This is a genomic window from Streptomyces sp. NPDC004610, assembly GCF_040609715.1.
GTDB lineage: Bacteria > Actinomycetota > Actinomycetes > Streptomycetales > Streptomycetaceae > Streptomyces.
On record NZ_JBEXLA010000012.1, the window covers coordinates 178,337 to 198,100 of the forward strand.

The window sequence follows — 19,764 nt, forward strand, 5'->3', positions numbered from 1 at the left end:
GCCCGCCGGGAGTAGCGCCCGCCGGGAACAGCGCCCGCCCGGAACAGCCCCTGCCCGGAACAGTGCCCGCCGGGAGTAGCGCCCGCCGGGAACAGCCCCCACCCGGAACAGCCCCCGCTGGGAACAGCCCCTGCTGGGAACAGCCCCCGCCCGAAACAGTCCCCACCCGAAACACCCCCCACCCGGAATACCCCCCGCCGCCCCCCGCGTTGCCCGATCATGACGACGGACGACACCCCCCACCCCGAGGTGCTGCGCTACACCGCCTTCTCCGGTACCCCCGACGGCGGCAACCCGGCGGGCGTCGTCCTGGACGCCTCCGGCCTCGATGACAGCGCCATGCTGGCCATCGCCGCCGGGCTCGGATACTCGGAGTCCGCCTTTCTGACCGCGCCCCCGGCCGGGCTCGGCGGCGCCGAGGAGCGGGCGTACCGGATCCGGTACTTCAGCCCCCGGGCCGAGGTGCCGTTCTGCGGGCACGCGACCATCGCCACCGCCATCGCCCTCGCCGAGCGCACCGGCCCCGGGAAGCTGGTGTTCGCGACCCGCGCCGGTACGGTGCCGGTCGAGGTGGCCGAGGAGGACGGGACTCTCCGGGCCACCCTCACCAGCGTCGAGCCGCACATCGAGGAGATCGCCGCCCCCGACCTCGCCGAGGCGCTCGCCGCGCTCGGCTGGCCCGCCGCCGATCTCGACCCGGGCCTCCCGCCCCGTATCGCCTTCGCCGGTGCCCGCCATCTCGTGCTCGCCGCGGCCACCCGCGCCCGCCTCGCGGATCTCGCCTACGACTTCGAGCGCCTCGAAGCGCTGATGCACCGCCTCGACCTGACCACCCTCCAACTGGTGTGGCGGGAGTCGGCCACCGTCTTCCGCGTCCGCGACCCCTTCCCCGTCGGCGGGGTCGTCGAGGACCCGGCGACGGGTGCGGCAGCCGCCGCGTTCGGGGCGTACGCCCGTGAACGGGGCCTGGTCCCCGAGGACGCCGTCCTCACCCTCCACCAGGGCGAGGACCTGGGCCGCCCCGGCACCCTCACGGTGACCCTGCGCGCGGGGGACTCGCGGGTGCGGGTCAGCGGTACCGGGACCCGTATCAGCGGGACGGGCTGACCCGGCCCGGTTCGCTGCCGGGCGGCGTGGCAGGTCCGCTTCGGCGCGCGCGGCGATGGCCGGTCCCGGGTGAGGGGCCGGCCATCGGTGGGAGGTCGGTCGGGAGGGGAGTCGGCGCCCCTTCGACGCGGGACCCGTGCCGCCGGGGTGGTGGGGCGGGGGTCAGCGGGGCTCGGGCACGAGGCCGGGGGTACCGGCCGGTGTCCGGGCGGTGAGGAGCTGGTCCTCGTAGTGGTGATGGTGGCGGGTGGTGGTGCGGTGGCGGAGCAGGACGGCCGCGCGTACCTGGTCACCGGCGTCCACGAGGGCGCGGGCGAGGGTGTCCTGGACGATCTCGCGTTCGACGCGGACCCCGCCGAGCCGTTCGAGCCGCTCGTCCGGGTCGATGAGGTCGGTCAGCAGATCGACGGCGGCCCGGGGGCGCCCGGCGGTGATCTCCGCGAGGGCCCGGACGACGGGGGCGAGGACATCGCGGAAGTCGGGGCGGTCGTCGGCGGCGGCGCGGCGGGACAGGGCGTGCAGATCGTCGGTGGCCGCCTCCACGGCGAGGGCGAGGGCGAGATTGAAGGTGTGGAAGATCTCGGCCATGCCGCCCGGCGCGGCGAGCAGTTCGCGCAGCTGCGCGGGGTCGCTGTGGTGGGCGGGGGACTGCCCGGCCAGGAGCAGCCGCCAGTTCGTGGCGGCTCGCATCCCGACATCCGTACGGGCGAGCGCGGTGTCCGCTCGGCGGCGGGCGTCGGGGTAGTCGCCGCAGGCGAGGGACTGGAGGGCGGCGTGCCAGTTGAGATGGCGGGCCTGTAGCGCCCGGGGGTCGGCGCGCAGCCAGTGGTCGAGGAAGTCGGTGCAGGCGGGCCCGGTGCCCAGTTCATGGGCGGCGTGGGCGAGGGCGTGGGCGGCGACGCCGGAGCGGGGATAGAGGTCGAGGGCGTGCTCGGCCAGCTCGTACGCCTCACGCGCCCGGCCGCTCTGCTCGGCCCTCGCCGAGGCCAGCCAGCTCGTCCACGGCCAGTTGTCCGGACCGGCCACCGCCGCCTGCTCCTCCACCAGCGTGTCACCGTGCCGGCGGTACTCGGGGTCCTGGCAGGCCCAGAACGCGCCCACCAGGAGTCCGGCCTGTTCATCGGCGGGCCAGCGGGCGAAGTGCCAGACCAGATGCTCGGCGGTCAGCCGGTAGTGCCGGTGGGTGTGCAGGAAGACCCCGTACACCAGACTCGTCTCGCGCTCGCCCGCCTCCAGGGCGTCCCGGTGGGCGATGGCCATCTGCCGCTTCAGTACGGCGTCGTCCCAGTGGTCGCCGGCCGCCAGGGCCAGCAGCGCCCGCGCCACTCCGCAGCGCGGGTCCGCGCTCACCCAGGCGCGCAGCAGCGGCAGCGTCCGTCCGCTCTGGGCCAGCAGCGCGTCCACCGCACGCTGCTCCGGTGCGCCGCGGCCGGTCAGGGGCCGCTCATCGACACGGTTCACGCCTCACACACTCGCCCGGAACAGCGCGGTGCAGACGATGCCGCTGTTGCCGCAGTGGTTGCGCGGCAGGCTCAGCGGCAGACCCGCCAGGTTGCCGCCCCCCACCCCGCTCCCGCCGACCGTGGTCCCCGCGGCGCGCGCGTCGCCGTGACTGGCGCAGGTGTTGCCGAAGACGGCGTTCCCGATCCCGATGACATTCGCGTGCGCGGCGCCCGCCGGGACCAGCGCCATCCCGGCGACCGTGCCCAGCACCACGGCCCGCGCGCCCGTCCGCCCCGCACCGGACTCGGCACCCCGCGTCTCCACCCTCATCGCGCTCATCGCGCTCATCGCGTTTCTCCTTCTCCTCGGTCCGGGGCGGCACCCCGGTACTTGTGCAAAGGGCGCCGACCGGATGAAACCGGGCGCCGCACTGGAGCCAACGAAGGAGGGCATGACCCGACACGTGTGCATCACCCGGCGCACGGGACACAACCGGCACGTCAGGTGGTGCGGCGAGAGATGCTGCGCTCTCCCGCCCGCCCCCGCGCGCCGCGCCCGCCTTCGCCGTCGGTGCCCGGGGCAGGGGCAGCGTTCAACACGTTCAACATTGCGACGCGTCGGAGGAGTTTGGGCGGCGCGCTCGCCAGCCTCACCCGGGGGGCGGGGGTGTTCTTCGGGTCATGGCGTCGTCGACGCCCTTGCCGGGGGTGCGATTTGAGCCGCGCGGGGTACGGCCGACCGCGCCCGGCGCTCTTCACGTCACCCCGGCGATCCGCCCCGCCCGAGCCACCGCTCACCGCCACCTCAGCCGCTCAATCCCCCTCTGACCAGCATTCTTTCCCCTCCCCCGCTCGCCGGAGCCGACCCCTCCACCGGCCAGGACCCGGCCGGGTGCCGTACGGAGAATCCTGTGAAGAAACTATGAATCCGATCCTGTGTGGCTGAGAATGCACTCCCTGTCGTGATACTGGGGCGCCACCCGGTCATGGGTGGCGGTAGTGGAACGAACGTGGAGGAATGGCATGGGCAGAGAGACGGAGAGCGGGGCCGCATGGGCGGGGCCCAGTCGGCGGACAGTCGTCTGGGCCGGCGTCGGGGTGGGTACCGCTGCGGCGGTCGGGGTGGGGCAGGACGCGGAGGCGGCGACGACGGGAGGCGGTGCGAGTGACGGGGTGAAGGTGATCCCGGTGCCGAGGCAGGCACCCGCGGCCGAAGGCGTCGTACGGGTGGACGGCGTCGGGCTCGGCTACTGGGACACCGGCGGCAAGGGAGAGCCCGTGGTGCTGATGCACCCGGCGAGCGGGAGCCGGGAGAGCTGGCCCTATCAGCAGCCGGTGCTGGCACGGGCCGGATACCGGGTGATCGGCTACTCACGGCGGGGCTACCACGGCTCCGAGACGGGCGACCCCGCCCAGGGCGGGACCGGCGCGGCCGACCTCCACCGGCTCGTCCAGGCCCTCGGGCTCGGACGGTTCCACATCGCCGGGGTCGCCGGGGGCGGCGGGGTCGCCCTGGACTACGCCCTGCTCCACCCCGGCCGGCTCCGCTCCCTCACCATCGCGGGCAGCTCCACCGGAGTGGAGGAGCCCGCGTACCGCGCCCTGCTGAACCGCCTGGAGCACGACGGCTGGGACGGTCTGCCCGAGGAGTTCCGCGAGCTGGGCCCCGCCTACCGGGCCGCCGACCCCGACGGCGTGGCCCGCTGGCGGGAGATCCACGTCCGGGCGGTGGCCAACCGGGTACGGCAGGAGTACGAACTCGCCCCCGACTGGGCCGCGGTGGAGGCACTGTCCGTACCCGTCCTGCTGTTCTGGGGCGACGCCGACCTCTACTCCCCGCCACCGATCCAGCGGGTTCTGGCGTCCCACTTCCGCCGTGTCCGCACGGTGGTCGCCGATGAGTGCGGGCACAACCCGCAATGGGAACGGTCCGATCTGTTCAACCCGGCGCTGCTGCGGTTCCTGCGGCAGAACTCCCGGTAGCGGGATAGCTCCGCTCGATAGCCCAGCTCGAAAGCGGCACAGCCCCGCGTGGCCCGATAACCGCACAGCCGCACAGCGGGATAGCGGGATGGTCCGGTGGCTCCAACTCGGCCCCCGGCGGCCAGGCCGCGAGACGATCCCCCCGGTCACGGGTCACCCCCGGCACCGCCGCGCAGGGATCCCCAGCGCCCCGGCGTCAGCACACCCTCCGACGCCCAGGCCCCTCTCTCGCCCTCTCCCCTCCCCCCCCCACGTCGGTATCCGCACCCACCACCCTCCCGTGGTCCGGCGTGTCCACCCGCCCTCACCCAGGGCTGGCCCATGTCAGCGCACCGGCCCGGCCCGGCGGCCCTTCGCCGTGGCCGGGCTCGTGCGTGTCATCGTGCGGGCGCGCAGGAGGACCGCCGCGGCCTGGCTCTGGTTGCGGTGCCGGTAGAGCGACCGGCTCAGGTACATCAGGGCGTCGTCCGCGGCGACCAGCCGCAGGTTCGGATAGTGATCGAGGAAGACATGCCAGTGGACGCACGACTCCTCCAGGCGGCCCAGCGGCAGCAGGGTCGCGGCGAGCCGGGCGTGGGTCAGGGCGCCCGATCTGCGCCGGTCGTCGCCGCGGGCGGCGGCGGAGGAGGCGAGGGATCGCGCGGCCTGTTCCCGGTCGCCGAGGGCCAGGAGGGTCTGGCCGTGCTGGTAGTCGAGCCCGGCCCGGGGATAGGTGTCGAAGGGCGTGGTGCGCCGGGGCGCGCGGTCGTGCTGGGTCTCGGCGGCCGAGAGGTCGGCGAGGGCGTGGCGGCGCTGCCGGGTGTGGGCATGGGTGACCGCGCGCTGGCTGAGCAGGAAGGCGAGGGTGGCGGGGTCGGCGGACGGTCCGGCGGCGTCCAGCGCGGAACCGGCGAGCTGGGCCGCCTTCTCGTGGAAGCCGAGGCGCAGGGCCTGGAGGCTCATGGCGCGCAGGGTGATGGCGTACATACGGCGGTCGTCGGCCTCCGAGGCGAGGTCGAGCGCAGTGGTGAAGTAGTGCTGGGCCAGGCCGGGGTGTCCGGCGTCGGCGGTCATCCGGGCCAGGACATGGGTGAGTTGGGCGGCAGCGGTGAACAGAGCCCGGCGCAGGGCGGGTTCGGCGGGGGCGGCCAGCAGACGGGCGGTGTCGTCGGCGAGGTAGGCGGCCAGGGCGGAGCGGGCGTGGGCGCCGCCGTGCCGCTCCATGAGGTCGGTGAAGACCTGGCACATGTCCCTGAGGGCCTGGACCTCTGCGGCGGAGACCCGGCTGTGCGCGGCGCGGGGCCGTCCGGGAGAGGGCACCTCGGGATCCCAGGCGAGGGAGTCCACGGCGGGCAGGCTGTACGCGGTCACGGTGAGCTGGGCGCGGTGGGAGGGGTCGGTGTCGGCGCGGGCCAGCACGGTGAGCCCCGCGGCGGCACCGGCCGTGCTGTCGGGGGAGGGGCGGGGGAGTTCGTCCGCGGGCCGGGCGGGGCGGGTGAGGCCGGTCTCCCGGGCGGTGACCAGGCGTTCGGTACGGCGGCTGAAGGCCGCGGCGACCAGATCGGGGACGGGGGGCCGGGGGCGGGAGCCGGTGAGCCAGTGGGCGACCGAGGTGCGGTCGTAGCGAAGGGTCATGCCCTGGGCTCTGCCGAGCGCGTTGACGGCTCTGGCCAGCTCCGCGGCGTTCCACTCGGCCTCGGTGAGCAGGAGGGCGAGTGCGCGGTTCGGTCGGCGACGGACCACGGCGGGTCTCCTCGGCAGGAGGTGCGCGCCGTGATGGTCCGGCTGCCGCCGGTCCGTGCGCGCAGCAATCGGGGAAGCGGATACGAGGACGCGTCGGCGGGTACTGGAAGAGCCCATGCCGTCTGTCTCCCCCCGCCATCATCCCGTCGCGGGCGGGTGCCGGGTAGGCCGAGATACGGGGAATCTGCGCCGACCGATTCCGATTCCGGTTGCGAACTCCGGCTCCGGCTCCGAACTCCGGTTCCGGCTCCGGCTCCGGTTCCCGCTCCGGCTCCGAACTCCGGCGCGCCGCGACCGCCGGGGCACCATCGGCATGCGTGATGGCCGGGACCGACGCGAGGTCCAGCGTGCCGAGTGTCTGGGCGGGGCGGCCAGGGCGAGCCGTTCGTACCTGAGCCCCTGCCGCCCCGCAGGCGTACGGTCTCCGGGCTCCGCATTCCGGCGGTCGCCCAGCGCTTCACCGGGGTCAGACCGCTGCGGGTCGATGGGCCCCTGGAGCCGGGCGCCGTCGATCAGGGGCAGGGACGCGAGCTGGACGGTCGAGTCAAGGGGCCGTCCGTCCCGTCACCGAGGGGGTGCCTGCGGAAGTGGGAGACGGACGGCCCCGGTTGCTCCCCGCATCCGGGCCTCGGGGCACCGGACACGGGGGCGCTACGCGGGCGGCGCTACGGGGGTGGCCACGCCGGGCCGCACGAGCCGTCCTCGGCGGCGGACCCGGACCCGTCCGTCCCGCCGTCCCCCTCGTGGTACTCGAAGGTGTGGCACCCCGGATGTCCCACGTACAAGATGCACGCCACGTCACCCTGGCCGTCCCCGCTCAGGGTGTTGCAGTCGGGCAGCACGAACACCCGCTCCGCCGGACCCGCTTCGGGCCACACCGCCCACACCTCACCCCGGGACGCGTCGTTCAGCTCCCAGGTCATGTCCTGGTGCCAACCGCTCTCGTGCTCCTCCAGCAGGCAGCACAGCTCGGCGCTCACCGACACCCGGGGATCACTGTCGTCGGGGATGTGCGCGAGCATCAACGCCACGAGATCGATTGGCATCCGGCCCCGGGCACCGCACCGCCGACGGCGCGGCCCCCTGTCCAGGGACACCACGGTCACACCTCCCGACCGGCGGAGTCGGGCACATCCGGCCGCGGGCCCCGACCCGACAGACAGCGCGGGCAACGGCACGGCGGCCAACGGTCCGACACCAGCGTCAGCGGCCCGGGACCGCGCCGGTACGTGCGCCGCCGAGTGGGCCCGGTCCGCGTGCCGTCCGGGCCCACCCGGTAGATCTCGATCGTCATACGCGAGGTGCCCGGCGCGGGCGGAGTACCGGCGTTCACCGCGCCCCCTCCCCACCCAGGTCGCGGCAGCAGCACCTACGGCGCGGGACCAGGACCGCCTCGCGCTCCCGCTCCGTGGCGATCAGGTAGGGCGACCGGGGCGCCCGCACCCGCGCGGCACCCGCACGGGGCCCTTCCGGGCGCTGCACGAAAGTCTGGGGGACCGGACGGGCACCCGCCCGACGCTTCCCCGAGGCGGGCAGTATCAGCCGCAGCAGGAACTCAAGAACCAGACAGAAACGCTGCACCACTTCCCCAACTCCCATCAAATATGGGCCTGTTGACCGCCCGTATGTGAGATCCGCCCGAACCGTTCAGAAGGTCGGCGCGTTCGCGCCGGTGGCACGGCGGTGCGGATGCTGACTGATGATCACGTTGAAGTTCCGGACTGCCCCGGGGAGCTCCCGGGAACGCTTCCGCCCCCGTGCTGCTGCACCACAGATACGGCAGCCATCCACCGGTACAGGCTCACCACCGAGACCGGGCCCCACGGCCTACTCGCCATCCCGCAGGAACCGCACCCACGGCATGAGCCCCGAGGGGCCAGACACCCATTGGGCACCCGCCCCGGTCACGTCAATGCACTCGCCCATGCCGCTCACTCCTCTATGTAGCGACTCCGCTACCGGGGTGAGTCAGCGTGGCCTAGAGTCGGAGTCGTCTTCAACCTGTCGGTGAGTTGAGAAGACTTGAGGTGGATCATGAACCGGAGAGAGCTTGATCCAAAATCCTCTCCCCGCGCGGCCTTTGGTGTTCAACTTCGCAGGTCACGTGAGGCAAAGGGATGGATTCAGGACGAGCTAGCGGCGCGGATGGGCTACTCGGGAACGCACGTATCGGCCGTAGAAACAGGCCGCAAATCCCCCACACTGGAGTTCGCACGTAAGGCTGACAAGGCACTCGGCACAGGCGCGACGTTTGAAGTCATGTGGCAGGCCATCAGGAAATCAGTGCTCTTGGAGGGGTTCCCCGAGTATCTGCAAGAGGAGTTGAAGGCGACGAAGCTGCGCACGTTCGAGCTTGGCGTCATCCCGGGGGTGTTCCAGACGGCCCGGTACGCGGAGGCTCTTGCGGGCGCCGACGTAGAACAAGGAGCTATCACACAAGAGTTGGCAGCAGAACGAGTAGCCCTCCTGAGAACCCGCCAAAAGCGTCTACTGGAAGCGAAGGACGCACCACTCTTGTACGCGGTCTTGGACGAAAGCTGTCTGTGCCGCAAGGTCGGGGGGCGGGGCGTGATGAGGGAACAACTCGATCACCTTGCGCGTCAAGCCACGTCACCCCGTGTAACAGTTCAGCTTGTTCCCTTCAGCCATGGCCATCTGCGCCCCCTACTCCTCCCGGTCATACTGCTGACTATGCGTGATCGGTCAGTCTTGGGCTACACCGAGTCAGCGAGTCGCGGCTACCTGGAGCGGGATGACAATCTTATCGAGAGGTGGGAGAGGGCCTACGATCAGTTGCAGGCAGGCGCGCTTTCCCCGGCGGCCTCCCTGGATCTGATCAGCTATGCACGGAAGGGTTTCCAAGATGAAAGCTGACTTGACAACGGCTCAATGGGCTAGGTCGTCGTACAGCCAGCAGGGGGGCAATTGCATCGAGTGGGCCCCCGGGTTCGCCCCGTCCGGTGTCATCCCCATCAGGGACAGCAAGCAGACTGACGGCCCGGTCCTCATACTCTCCCTCGGAGCGTTCACCGGTCTGGTGTCGTTCGCACGTAATGCTGATCTCACCTGAGTGCGCCCATTCCCGCAGGCCCCCGTCCGGTCGACTTCACCGGGCGGGGGTCTCGCTTTCCGAGGACGGGCCGTCGTACGGCCGACATCGACGCCGATACCGGTGATGCCGCCGCCGACAACGCCGCTTGCCCGCAAAGGGAAGGCGCAGCGGTCCTGCCCATGCTGACGGCCTACCATCAGCTACAGAGAGAATCGCTGTCCCAGAGTGCTTCACTTGATCTGAGCAACCAGCTACGAAAGGACGCACTGTGACTGACCGTCCCCTCTGGTTCACATCCTCCTACAGCAACAACGGGGGCGCTTGCGTGGAGGTTGCCACCAACATCGCCGGCTCGCGCAACGTCGTCCCGGTCCGGGACAGCAAGCGTGCTGACAGCCCGGTCCTCATACTCTCGCCCGAAGCATTCGCCGGACTGGTGACGTTCGCCCACCATGCTGACCTCACCTGAGTCCGCCCGTTCCAGTAGAACCCCGTCCGGTCGCTCCCTACCGCGCCCGCACCGTGCTGCGCCGCGCCGAGTCCCTGACCCGCATCCGAGAACTGCTTGAGGAGTACCGACAATGAGCCTTCCTGCCCCCCATGCTGCGGAGTGGGTGAAATCGAGTCACAGCGGCCCTGAAGGCGGTACGTGCGTCGAGTGGGCACCCGGGTACGCGTCCGCTGCTGGCGTCGTTCCGCTGAGGGACAGCAAGCAGACCGACGGCCCGATCCTCATACTCTCCCTCGCGGCGTTCACCGGTCTGGTGTCGTTCGCACGCAAGGCTGATCTCACCTGAGTACGCCTACCCCCTCGCTTTCCGAGGACGGGCCGCCGTACAGCCGACGCCGACGCCGATACCGGTGATGCCGCCGCCGACAACGCCGCTGCCGTCGCCGTCGTCGCTCAGCCCGGCGCGAAAGGTGACTCCCCGAGCCCGAGCGCCCCGTCGAGCCGGGCCGGGTGCAGTACATGGTCGCGGACGAGATACGCCGCTCCGGCGATGCCCGCCCGGGAGGTGTAGCGCGTGGGCACGATCTTCAGCTGGCGGGTGGCCAGCGGCAGGGACCGCTGGTAGACGACCTCGCGGACGCCCGCCATCAGATGGTCCCCGGTGGTGCCGAGGATGCCGCCCAGCACGATGACATCGGGGTTGAGCAGACTCGTCGCGTAGGCGACCGCCTCCCCGAGGACGCGTCCGGCGGCCCGCAGAGCGGCGACGGCACCGCTGTCGCCGCTCTTGACCTGGTCGACGACATCGCGGGCGTCATGGCTGTTGTCCTGGTGGCGGCCCCGCGCGTCACGGGCGAGGGCCCAGCCGCCGACGAGGGACTCCAGGCACCCCCGGTTCCCGCACCGGCACTGCGGATCGCCGAAGCCGCTGATCCGGGCGTGGCCGATGTCGCCGGCCGCGCCCTGGGCGCCGCGATGGACCCGGCCGTCGACGACCATCCCGCTGCCGACACCCGTCCCGGCCTTGATGTAGAGCAGATGCCGCTGGTCGGGCCAGAAGCGGCGGTGCTCGGCGAGGGTCAGCAGATTGACGTCGTTGTCGATCAGGATGGGGACCTGCCAGGTCCGGCGCAGATGCCCGCGGATGTCGTAGTCGTCCCAGCCCGACATGATCGACCAGCCGAGCACCTTCCCGGCCTCGTAGTCGACGGGCGCGGGGAGCCCGAATCCGATGCCGGCGACCGGCCGGTCACCGAGCCCGGCGTCCCGGATCAGCTCGCGCACGGTCGCGGTGATCCGGTCGAGCAGTACGTCGGGGCCCGCTCCGACGGCGAGCGGCTCGACGCGGTCGGCGAGGATGCCGGTGTCGAGATCGGTGAGGGCGACGCGGGTGCGTTCCTCGCCGATGTCGACGCTGATGACGAGCCCGGCGGAGGGGTTCAGTTGCAGCGCGCGGGAGGGACGGCCCCGGGAGGGGATCTGTTTCTCGCTCTCCCGGATCAGCCCGGCGGCGAACAGCGCGTCGAGCCGCTGGCCGACCGTCGAGCGCGAGAGGCCCGTCATCTCGGCGATGGCGGTCCGGGTGCGGGCCCGGCCGGTGGTGATCAGCTCCAAGACTCGTCCGGGGCCCTCATCGGCCCGCCACAGAGACGGAGTTGCCGGGGCCGTGGGTGTCGTCTCGGTCATCTCGCTCCACTCACTCGAACGTCGCCCCGCACTGTAGTGAAGTAGGGACTTCCGGCGATCGTAACGCATAAGAATGGCTTTGATGCTTGACAGTCACCGGAACTATGCGCAACATCTCCGTCATCGGAATCCCATACCGCCACTGCGGAGACATATGGACGCTTCCGCGGCGCTGTTGCCGGCGCTCGCGTCGGCGCTCCTGTCAGCACTCGCGCAGGGTGAGCCGCCGGTCCGCATCCAGGAGGACTCCATGAAGATCGTCCGCCGCACCCCCAGACCCGGGATCAGAGCGATGGCGCTGGCCGTCACCTGCGCCGTCGCCGCCGTCGCCGTCGTCGGCTGCGGCTCGGGTGACGGCAGTTCCGGCGATTCCGGAACGTCCGCCGATGAGTCCGGCGGGGCCGTCACGATCGGCATAGTGAACCTGAACCTGAGCAACCCGTTCTTCGGGACGCTGGGGGACGCCACCGAGGCCGCCGCCGAGGCCAAGGGCTGGAAGGTCATGAAGGCCGAGGCGAAGGTCCCCGGCGACTCCGGCACCCAGGTCACCGCGATCGAGAACATGATCGCCGCCAAGGTGAAGGCGATCGTCGTCACCCCGGCCAACTCGACCGCGCTCAACGGGGTGCTGAAGCGGGCCAGGGACAACGGCATCCTCGTCCTGGACGTCAACTCGCCGCTCGACCCGGTCAGCACCGCGGACGGCACCTACGCCACCGACAACCTCGCCGCCGGCAAGCTCATCGGCGCCTGGGCGAAGGCGTCGTCCCCGGCCGATCCGCAGATCGCGATGCTGGACTTCGACCTCACCGACGGACCCGCCTCGGGCCGCCACGACGGCTTCCTCAGCGGCTACGGCATCACCATGGACTCCCCGCTGGTCGCGGGCAGCGCGCTGACCCAGGGCACCGTGGACACCGGTCAGTCCGCGATGGAGAACCTGCTGTCGGCGCACCCCGGCATCAATGTCGTCTACACCATCAACGAGCCCGTCGCGCAGGGCGCGTACACCGCCGTCGAGAACAAGGGCCGGGCCGACGACGTCATCATCGTCTCGGTCGACGGGGCGTGCTCCGGGGTCCAGGACGTGCAGGACGGCGTCATCGGCGCCACCGCCATGCAGTTCCCGGACAAGATGGGACAAATGGCCGTCGACGCCACCGACGCCTACCTCAAGGACGGCACCAAGCCCGCCGCCGACCAGATCACCGACTCGGGCACCGTACTGATCACCGACCGGCCGGTCGACGGGGTCGAGTCCCAGACCTCCGCGTGGGGCCTGGAGCGGTGCTGGGGCGACAAGTGACGGCAACAGCCACGCGCGACGCCGAAGTGGCGGCCCTGGAGGGGGAGGTGGGCCGCGCCTCGGGACTGCGCGCGCTGGCGGCCCACCAGATCACGGGCCCGCTCGCGGCCCTGCTCCTGGCGGTCGTCGTCTTCTCCCTGTCCACGAGTACGTTCCTCAACTCGGAGAATCTCTCGCTGATCGCCCAGCAGTCGGTCGTGGTCGGCACCCTGGCCCTCGGCCAGACGCTGATCATCCTGACCGCGGGCATCGACCTGGCGACCGGCGCGATCATGGTGCTGGGATCGGTCGTCATCGGCAGACTCGCCGCCGACGGCAACCCCGCCCTGGCCCTGCTCATCGGCCTGGCGGTGTGTGTCGCGGTCGGCTCGCTCAACGGCGTACTCGTCTCGTTCCTGAGACTGCCGCCGTTCATCGTCACCCTCGGGGTGATGTCCGTCGTCGCCGCGTCCGCGCGGCTGTTCACCGACTCGCAGAGCTACCCCGTCACCTCCGACCTGCTGACCGTCCTGAACCTCGGTCCCTCGGTCGGCGGGGTGACCATCACCTACGGCGTCATGCTGTGGGTCGCCCTCACCGCGATCCTGGCCTACGCCCTCACCCAGACCTCCTGGGGCGTACGCGTCTACGCCGTCGGCGACAACCACAAGGCGGCGGAACTCGCCGGCATCAAGGTCCGGCGCGTCCTGCTCAGTGTGTATGTCGTCGCGGCCGTGATCTATCTCTTCGCCGCCTGGCAGGCGCTCGGCCGCACCCCGACCGCCGACCCCAGCGGATACCCGACCGCGAACCTCGACACCATCACCGCGGTCGTCATCGGCGGGACCAGCCTCTTCGGCGGACGCGGCGGGGTCATCGGCACGCTGATCGGCGCGCTGATCGTGACCGTGCTCCAGAACGGGCTCACCCAGGCCGGTATCGACTCGCTCTACCAGCAGGTCGCCACCGGCGTCCTGGTGGTCATCGCGGTCGGCGTCGACCACCTGGTGCGCAGGAGGCAGACCCGATGACCACCACCACCGCACACCCCGTCCCCGCTGTCCCCCCTGTCCTGCAAGCCCGCGGCCTGACCAAGCACTACGGCCATGTGGTGGCCATGGACGACTGCGATTTCGATCTGCGGCCGGGCGAGATCCTCGCCGTCATCGGCGACAACGGAGCGGGCAAGTCGACCCTGATCAAGTCCCTCACCGGAGCCGTCGTCCCCGACGCGGGCACCCTCCGGCTGGACGGCACCGAGGTCCACTTCCGGGGCCCCCTCGACGCCCGCAGGGCCGGTATCGAGACCGTCTACCAGGAACTGGGCGTGGCCCCGGCGCTCGACATCTCCCAGAACCTCTACCTCGGCCGCGAACAGCGCCGCCGCGGGCTGCTCGGCACGGTCTTCCGCCAACTGGACAAGCCCGCCATGCGACGCGGCGCGGCCCGGCAGATGGCCGACCTCGGCATCCGCGTCCAGTCCATCCGGCAGAAGGTCGAGACCCTGTCCGGCGGACAGCGCCAGGCCGTCGCCGTCGCCCGCGTCGCCGCCTGGGCGACCCGGGTCGTGATCATGGACGAGCCGACCGCCGCGCTGGGCGTCCGCGAGACCAACCAGGTCCTCGACCTGGTGCTCCGCGTCCGCGACAGCGGTCTGCCGGTCGTCCTCATCAGCCACAACATGCCGAACGTCTTCCAGGTCGCCGACCGCCTCCACATCCACCGCCTGGGCCGCCGCATCGCCCTGGCCGACCCGAAGACCCTGTCGATGGAGGACGCGGTGGCGGTGATGACCGGGGCGAGGCCACCGGACTCCATCGAATCCATCAACTCCATCAACTCCACCGAATCCATGGACTCCATCAAATCCACCGCATCCATGGACTCCATCGACGCCCTCGGCACAGCCGCCACCGCCGGAGAACCCGACCCGGCCCCCCGCACGGAAGGCGAACAGTGAACAACCCCCCAGCGGCCCATGACGGGAAGCGGAAACCGAGGGCGGTCGCCAAGGAGACGGACATCGACGTGGACGCAGCTGTGAATGTGACCGTGGACGACTTGATCGAGTCGGCCCGCGCGCTCATCACCCCCGGTACCCGCCGGATCCTGGGCATCACGGGCGCCCCCGGCTCCGGCAAGTCCACCCTCGGCGAGACCCTCGTGTCCGCGCTCGGCGACCAGGCCGTCCTGGTCGGACTCGACGGCTTCCATCTGGCCACCGCCGAACTGGACCGCCTCGGACGCCGGGCCCGCAAGGGAGCCGCCGACACCTTCGACGCCGCCGGATACATCAGCCTGCTGCGCCGCCTGCGCTCCCGCGAGGACGAGGCCGTCTACGCCCCCCTCTTCGACCGCGGCCTGGAGGAGTCCCTGGCCTGCGCGGTACCGGTCCCGCGAGACGTACCGCTGATCATCACCGAGGGCAACTACCTGCTGGTCGCGGGCGCGGCCTGGGGCCCCGTACGCGAACTGCTCGACGCGTGCTGGTACGTCGACCCCGGGGACGACGTCCGCCTCGACCGGCTCATCGCCCGGCACATGTCCTTCGGCCGCTCCGCCGACGAGGCGTACGAACGGTCGCACGGCTCGGACGAGCGCAACGCCGCGCTCATCCGGGCGACCCGCCCCGCGGCGGACCGGATCGTCCGCGTACCCGTGCTGCGCACACCCCTGAGGCCCGCCGAGGAGGCATCCGTATGAGCGTCCTGGACCAGTTCCGACTCGACGGCAAGGTCGCCGTCGTCACCGGCGGGAACCGAGGCATCGGCAGGGCCATCGCGCTCGCGCTGGCCGAGGCGGGCGCGGCGGTCGCGATCGCCGCCCGCGACGAGGCGCGCAACGCCGAGGCCGTCGCCGAACTGACCGAGGGCGGTGCCACCGCCCTCGCCACGACGACCGATGTGACCCGCCGGGAGGACCTCGTCGCCATGCGCACCGAGGTCACCGAACGGCTCGGCCCCATCGACATCCTGATCAACAACGCCGGTATCGGGATCCACGGCGAGTCCCTCACCATCGACGACGACAGCTGGCGCCGCGTCATGGCCACCAACCTCGACGCGGTCTGGACGGCCAGCCAGGTGGTCGGCGAGTCCATGGTGGAGCGGGGCACCGGTTCGATCGTCAACGTGGGCTCCATGTCCGGCATGATCATCAACCGCCCCCAGTGGCACGCCCCGTACGCCGTCTCCAAGGCGGGCGTGCACCACCTCACCCGGTCGCTCGCGGCGGAGTGGGCGCCGAGATCGGTACGGGTCAACGCGATCGCCCCCGGCTACACCAAGACGGAGATCTCCGACATCGACCTCCCCGAGTACCGGCACTACTGGATCGACGAGGTACCGATGCGGCGCTACGCGCAGGCCGCGGAGATCGCTCCGGCGGCGCTGTATCTGGCCAGCCCGGCATCGTCGTTCGTGACGGGTGAGGTGCTGGTGATCGACGGGGGATACACGCTGTGGTGAGCGGGCGCCGGGGGCCGGGGGTGGATGTGCCCAGGGGGTCGGGGGTGGATGTGCCCAGGGGGTCGGGCGCAGCACTGCCGTAGCCGCCGCCGTGGAGGTCGTAAAAGCCGTAACTGCCATAGCCGTTCGCGTAGTTCGTAGTCACCGTAGAAGGAGCGCTCCGTGACGAGCACCGCCCCCGCCACCGAACCCGCCGCCTCTCAAGAGGTCACCGCCCCCTTCCGCTGGACGGATGACGACATACGGGCCGTCACCACCGCACGGGTGCTGGCCATGGACGCGGTGGAGGAGGCGGGGCACGGGCATACCGGGACGGCCGTCAGCCTCGCCCCGGCGGCGCATCTGATCTTCCAGCGGTTCCTGCGCCACGATCCCGCGGACCCGGCGTGGCCCGGCCGGGACCGCTTCGTCCTCTCGTGCGGCCACACCAGCCTCACCCTCTACATCCAGCTCCACCTCACCGGATACCCCCTCACCCTGGACGACCTGCGGTCGTACCGGAAGAAGGGCAGCCGTACGCCCGCGCACCCGGAGTGGGGCCATACGCCCGGGGTGGAGACCACGACGGGTCCGCTCGGCCAGGGCATGGCCACCGCCGTCGGCATGGCGATGGGCGCGCGCAGGGAGCGGGGCCTGTTCGACCCGGACGCGCCGGACGGCGAGAGTCCCTTCGACCACCGCGTCTTCGTCCTCTGCTCGGACGGCGACATCCAGGAGGGCATCAGCGCCGAAGCCGGTGCCTTCGCGGGCCATCAGCGACTGGGCCGGCTGGTCGTGGTCTACGACGACAACCGCATCTCCATCGAGGGCAGCACGGAACTGGCGACCGGCGAGGACGTGGCGGCCAGGTACGCCGCCTATGGATGGCACGTCCAGCGGGTCGAGCTGGCCGACGACGGCGACATCGACCTCCCGGCCCTGTCCCGGGCACTGGAGGAGGCGACCGCCGAGACCGACCGCCCCTCGATCATCCTGATGCGCAGCACCATCGCCTGGCCGGTGCCCGGGGCCCGGAACACCCCCGAGTCCCACGGCTCCGCGCTGGGCAGGGAGCCGGTCCGGGCGGCGAAGGTGCTGCTGGGCGCGGACCCCGACGCGACCTTCGACGTACCGGAGTCGGTGTACGCGTACACCTCCGCATCGGCCCGCGAGGCGGGCGCCGCCGCGCACCGGGCGTGGGACGAGGCGTTCGCGACCTGGGCGGGCGCGCACCCCGCCGGACACGACACCCTGCGACGCCTGAGGGAGAGACGAACCCCCGCCGGTTTCGCGGCAGCCCGCCCGGACTTCCCGGCCGCCGACGGCCCGGACGGCCCCCCGATGGCCACCCGCAAGGCATTCGGCGTCGCCCTGAGAGCCGCGGGGCGGCAACTCCCCGAACTGTGGGGCGGATCGGCCGACCTCGGCGACTCGAACAACACCACCATCGACGCCACCTCGTCCTTCCTCCCGCCCTCCAGCCCGCTCCCCGGAGCGAGCCCCTACGGCCGGACGGTCCACTGGGGCATCCGCGAGCACTTCATGGCCGCGGCGATGAACGGCATCGCCCTCTCCGGGCTGACCCGCCCCTACGGCGGCACGTTCCTGGTGTTCAGCGACTACATGCGCCCGGCCGTCCGGTTGGCGGCGCTGATGCGGCTGCCCACCCTGTACGTCTGGACCCATGACTCCATCGGCCTGGGCGAGGACGGCCCCACCCACCAGCCGGTAGAGCATCTCGCCTCGCTGCGCGCCATCCCCGGCCTGGACATCGTGCGCCCCGCCGACGCCCGCGAGACCGCGATCACCCTGTGGAAGGTGCTGGAGGGTGGCGCCGCCCCGGGCCGACCCACCGGCTTCAGCCTCAGCAGACAGGACCTGCCGGTGTTCCCGGCCGACGGCGACGGCTTCCGCCCGCCCGACGACGCCGTCCGCGGCGGCTACATCCGCTACGAGCCCCCCGCCGACGACTCCAGCACCACCACCCGAACCCCCGACGACCCGGACGTCGTCATCATCGCCACGGGTTCGGAGGTACCGGTGGCGATCACCGCGGCCCGCACCCTCGCCGGGGAGGGCATCCGGGCACGGGTCGTCTCCATGCCGTGCCGCGAATGGTTCGACGAACAGGATCCCGCGTACCGGGACAGTGTCATTCCCCCGACGGTCCGCCGCCGGATCACGGTGGAGGCGGGCGTCGCCCAGTGCTGGCACGACCTCCTCGGCCTCGACGGCCACGCCATCAGCGTCGAGCACTTCGGCGCCTCGGCCTCGGCCGCGGAACTGTACGCGGACTTCGGCATCACGGCGGAGGGGGTGGCGGGGGCGGCACGGGACCTGCTGCGCGGCACGCGGTGACCGGCCGAGATCCCGACTCCCCGCATGAAATAGAACTCGCCCTCGGCGGGTTGTGCAGGGCACAGTCCAGTTGATGTATCAACTAGAGGAGTGCCCGCCATGCAGCTCGGCATATTCACCGTCGGTGATGTGGCCGTCGACCCGCACACCGGCCGTGCCCCCACCGAGCACGAACGGATCAAAGCGCTGGTGACGATCGCGCGGAAGGCGGAGGAGGTCGGACTGGATGTCTTCGCCACCGGCGAGCACCACAACCGGCCCTTCGTGCCCTCGTCGCCGACCACGATGCTGGGCTGGATCGCCGCCCGCACCGAACGCATCATCCTGTCGACGTCCACGACGCTGATCACCACCAACGACCCGGTGAAGATCGCCGAGGACTACGCGATGCTCCAGCACCTGGCCGACGGACGGGTGGACCTGATGATGGGCCGCGGGAACACCGGGCCGGTCTATCCCTGGTTCGGGCAGGACATCCGCGAGGGCATCAATCTCGCCGTCGAGAACTACGCGCTGCTGCGCCGGCTGTGGCGCGAGGACGTCGTCGACTGGGAGGGCAAGTTCCGTACGCCGTTGCAGGGCTTCACCTCCACCCCGCGCCCGCTGGACGGCGTACCGCCCTTCGTCTGGCACGGATCGATCCGGTCGCCGGAGATCGCCGAGCAGGCCGCCTACTACGGTGACGGCTTCTTCCACAACAACATCCTCTGGCCCCCTGAGCACACCCGCCGAATGGTCGAGCTGTACCGCAGGCGCTATGCGCACTACGGGCACGGCACGCCCGAGCAGGCGATCGTCGGGCTCGGCGGGCAGGTCTTCATGCGGAGGAACTCGCAGGACGCGGTGCGTGAGTTCCGCCCCTACTTCGACAACTCACCCGTGATGGGCGGCGGACCGTCGCTGGAGGAGTACATGGCGGCGACCCCGCTCACCGTCGGCACCCCGCAGCAGGTCATCGAGAAGACCCTGGCCTTCCGGGACTACGCGGGCGACTACCAGCGCCAGCTCTTCAGCCTCGACTCCTCGGGACTGCCGCTGAAGACCGTCCTGGAGCAGCTCGACCTCCTCGGCGAGGAGGTCGTCCCGGTGCTCCGCGCGGAGTACGCACGCAGCCGCCCCCCGGGCATGCCCGACGCACCGACCCACAGTTCACTGGTCGCCTCCCGCCGGGACGCTGCCCTCTCCGGCGAGGCGCGGGCGTAGCGCCGGGGACGCTGTCGGCGACGTCCGCC

The 19,764-nt window shown here is 71.5% G+C and carries 18 protein-coding genes and 1 pseudogene; 14 read left to right on the top strand and 5 right to left on the bottom strand.

The window, feature by feature from the left end:
- Positions 1-219: 219 nt before the first annotated feature.
- Entirely contained in the window at positions 220-1,107 is an 888-nt protein-coding gene (locus tag ABZX40_RS16185) for a PhzF family phenazine biosynthesis isomerase (protein WP_355742225.1), read from the top strand.
- A 162-nt stretch (positions 1,108-1,269) separates the two neighbouring features.
- On the opposite strand, the gene ABZX40_RS16190 is transcribed toward ABZX40_RS16185, so the two are convergent.
- Both ABZX40_RS16190 and ABZX40_RS16195 read right to left on the bottom strand, forming a co-directional pair.
- Complete coding sequence (locus tag ABZX40_RS16190; protein ID WP_355742228.1) at positions 1,270-2,568, bottom strand: hypothetical protein; 1,299 nt, start codon at positions 2,566-2,568, stop codon at positions 1,270-1,272.
- Positions 2,569-2,571: 3 nt separating this feature from the next.
- On the bottom strand, positions 2,572-2,898 hold the full coding sequence (locus ABZX40_RS16195) for a chaplin family protein (protein ID WP_355742230.1): 327 nt from the start codon (positions 2,896-2,898) through the stop codon (positions 2,572-2,574).
- Between the two features lie 674 nt (positions 2,899-3,572).
- Between ABZX40_RS16195 and ABZX40_RS16200 the strand changes: the two genes are divergently transcribed.
- Positions 3,573-4,532, top strand: coding sequence for an alpha/beta hydrolase (locus ABZX40_RS16200; RefSeq protein ID WP_355742233.1), 960 nt, complete (start codon positions 3,573-3,575; stop codon positions 4,530-4,532).
- 324 nt (positions 4,533-4,856) lie between these two features.
- Here ABZX40_RS16200 and ABZX40_RS16205 read toward each other — a convergent pair whose 3' ends face one another.
- Together ABZX40_RS16205 and ABZX40_RS16210 are read right to left on the bottom strand one after the other, a co-directional pair.
- Positions 4,857-6,254, bottom strand: a complete 1,398-nt coding sequence (locus tag ABZX40_RS16205; RefSeq protein WP_355742236.1) for a hypothetical protein — start codon at positions 6,252-6,254, stop codon at positions 4,857-4,859.
- Positions 6,255-6,919: 665 nt separating this feature from the next.
- Complete coding sequence (locus ABZX40_RS16210; protein WP_355742239.1) at positions 6,920-7,300, bottom strand: hypothetical protein; 381 nt, start codon at positions 7,298-7,300, stop codon at positions 6,920-6,922.
- Positions 7,301-8,288: 988 nt separating this feature from the next.
- Between ABZX40_RS16210 and ABZX40_RS16215 the strand changes: the two genes are divergently transcribed.
- From ABZX40_RS16215 to ABZX40_RS16235, 5 genes and pseudogenes are all read left to right on the top strand, one after another.
- Positions 8,289-9,128 carry a helix-turn-helix transcriptional regulator gene (locus tag ABZX40_RS16215; RefSeq protein WP_355742242.1) on the top strand — a complete coding sequence of 280 codons (840 nt, stop codon included), beginning with the start codon at positions 8,289-8,291 and terminating at the stop codon, positions 9,126-9,128.
- Positions 9,118-9,324, top strand: coding sequence for a DUF397 domain-containing protein (locus tag ABZX40_RS16220; RefSeq protein WP_355742245.1), 207 nt, complete (start codon positions 9,118-9,120; stop codon positions 9,322-9,324). Before ABZX40_RS16215 ends, ABZX40_RS16220 begins: the two co-directional genes overlap by 11 nt.
- Positions 9,325-9,458: 134 nt before the next feature.
- Positions 9,459-9,578: pseudogene (locus ABZX40_RS16225) on the top strand (DNA-binding protein); the annotation flags it as partial.
- Positions 9,575-9,775: a DUF397 domain-containing protein gene (locus ABZX40_RS16230; RefSeq protein WP_355742248.1), complete on the top strand. Its 201-nt coding sequence runs from the start codon at positions 9,575-9,577 to the stop codon at positions 9,773-9,775. The pseudogene ABZX40_RS16225 and the gene ABZX40_RS16230, both read left to right, overlap by 4 nt.
- A 112-nt stretch (positions 9,776-9,887) precedes the next feature.
- Positions 9,888-10,103 carry a DUF397 domain-containing protein gene (locus ABZX40_RS16235; RefSeq protein WP_355742251.1) on the top strand — a complete coding sequence of 72 codons (216 nt, stop codon included), beginning with the start codon at positions 9,888-9,890 and terminating at the stop codon, positions 10,101-10,103.
- Positions 10,104-10,210: 107 nt separating this feature from the next.
- Here ABZX40_RS16235 and ABZX40_RS16240 read toward each other — a convergent pair whose 3' ends face one another.
- Positions 10,211-11,371 carry an ROK family transcriptional regulator gene (locus tag ABZX40_RS16240; protein WP_355742254.1) on the bottom strand — a complete coding sequence of 387 codons (1,161 nt, stop codon included), beginning with the start codon at positions 11,369-11,371 and terminating at the stop codon, positions 10,211-10,213.
- A 226-nt stretch (positions 11,372-11,597) separates the two neighbouring features.
- Between ABZX40_RS16240 and ABZX40_RS16245 the strand changes: the two genes are divergently transcribed.
- The 7 genes from ABZX40_RS16245 (at position 11,598) to ABZX40_RS16275 (ending at position 19,735) form a co-directional block, all read left to right on the top strand.
- Positions 11,598-12,749 (top strand): substrate-binding domain-containing protein, encoded by a 1,152-nt coding sequence (locus ABZX40_RS16245; RefSeq protein ID WP_355742257.1) that lies wholly within the window; start codon positions 11,598-11,600, stop codon positions 12,747-12,749.
- The gene (locus tag ABZX40_RS16250) at positions 12,746-13,759 is read left to right on the top strand and encodes an ABC transporter permease (protein WP_355742260.1); all 1,014 of its coding nucleotides are present in this window, start codon (positions 12,746-12,748) and stop codon (positions 13,757-13,759) included. Before ABZX40_RS16245 ends, ABZX40_RS16250 begins: the two co-directional genes overlap by 4 nt.
- Positions 13,756-14,688, top strand: a complete 933-nt coding sequence (locus tag ABZX40_RS16255) for an ATP-binding cassette domain-containing protein (protein ID WP_355742263.1) — start codon at positions 13,756-13,758, stop codon at positions 14,686-14,688. The genes ABZX40_RS16250 and ABZX40_RS16255 overlap by 4 nt, the downstream gene beginning before the upstream one ends.
- An 80-nt stretch (positions 14,689-14,768) precedes the next feature.
- Positions 14,769-15,431 carry a nucleoside/nucleotide kinase family protein gene (locus ABZX40_RS16260; protein ID WP_355742374.1) on the top strand — a complete coding sequence of 221 codons (663 nt, stop codon included), beginning with the start codon at positions 14,769-14,771 and terminating at the stop codon, positions 15,429-15,431.
- The gene (locus ABZX40_RS16265) at positions 15,428-16,195 is read left to right on the top strand and encodes a glucose 1-dehydrogenase (RefSeq protein ID WP_355742265.1); all 768 of its coding nucleotides are present in this window, start codon (positions 15,428-15,430) and stop codon (positions 16,193-16,195) included. Before ABZX40_RS16260 ends, ABZX40_RS16265 begins: the two co-directional genes overlap by 4 nt.
- Before the next feature lie 162 nt (positions 16,196-16,357).
- Complete coding sequence (locus tag ABZX40_RS16270) at positions 16,358-18,532, top strand: transketolase (RefSeq protein WP_355742270.1); 2,175 nt, start codon at positions 16,358-16,360, stop codon at positions 18,530-18,532.
- A 99-nt stretch (positions 18,533-18,631) separates the two neighbouring features.
- Positions 18,632-19,735, top strand: coding sequence for an LLM class flavin-dependent oxidoreductase (locus ABZX40_RS16275; RefSeq protein ID WP_355742273.1), 1,104 nt, complete (start codon positions 18,632-18,634; stop codon positions 19,733-19,735).
- Positions 19,736-19,764 lie beyond the last annotated feature (29 nt).

Bases quoted from the DNA above. Each gene is read 5' to 3' on its own strand.
- ABZX40_RS16275 (WP_355742273.1), top strand. From the start codon at position 18,632: ATGCAGCTCGGCATATTCACCGTCGGTGATGTGGCCGTCGACCCGCAC.
- ABZX40_RS16185 (WP_355742225.1), top strand. From the start codon at position 220: ATGACGACGGACGACACCCCCCACCCCGAGGTGCTGCGCTACACCGCC.
- ABZX40_RS16245 (WP_355742257.1), top strand. From the start codon at position 11,598: ATGGACGCTTCCGCGGCGCTGTTGCCGGCGCTCGCGTCGGCGCTCCTG.
- ABZX40_RS16195 (WP_355742230.1), bottom strand. From the start codon at position 2,898: ATGAGCGCGATGAGCGCGATGAGGGTGGAGACGCGGGGTGCCGAGTCC.
- ABZX40_RS16255 (WP_355742263.1), top strand. From the start codon at position 13,756: ATGACCACCACCACCGCACACCCCGTCCCCGCTGTCCCCCCTGTCCTG.
- ABZX40_RS16220 (WP_355742245.1), top strand. From the start codon at position 9,118: ATGAAAGCTGACTTGACAACGGCTCAATGGGCTAGGTCGTCGTACAGC.
- ABZX40_RS16210 (WP_355742239.1), bottom strand. From the start codon at position 7,300: ATGCCAATCGATCTCGTGGCGTTGATGCTCGCGCACATCCCCGACGAC.
- ABZX40_RS16235 (WP_355742251.1), top strand. From the start codon at position 9,888: ATGAGCCTTCCTGCCCCCCATGCTGCGGAGTGGGTGAAATCGAGTCAC.
- ABZX40_RS16265 (WP_355742265.1), top strand. From the start codon at position 15,428: ATGAGCGTCCTGGACCAGTTCCGACTCGACGGCAAGGTCGCCGTCGTC.
- ABZX40_RS16215 (WP_355742242.1), top strand. From the start codon at position 8,289: ATGAACCGGAGAGAGCTTGATCCAAAATCCTCTCCCCGCGCGGCCTTT.
- ABZX40_RS16200 (WP_355742233.1), top strand. From the start codon at position 3,573: ATGGGCAGAGAGACGGAGAGCGGGGCCGCATGGGCGGGGCCCAGTCGG.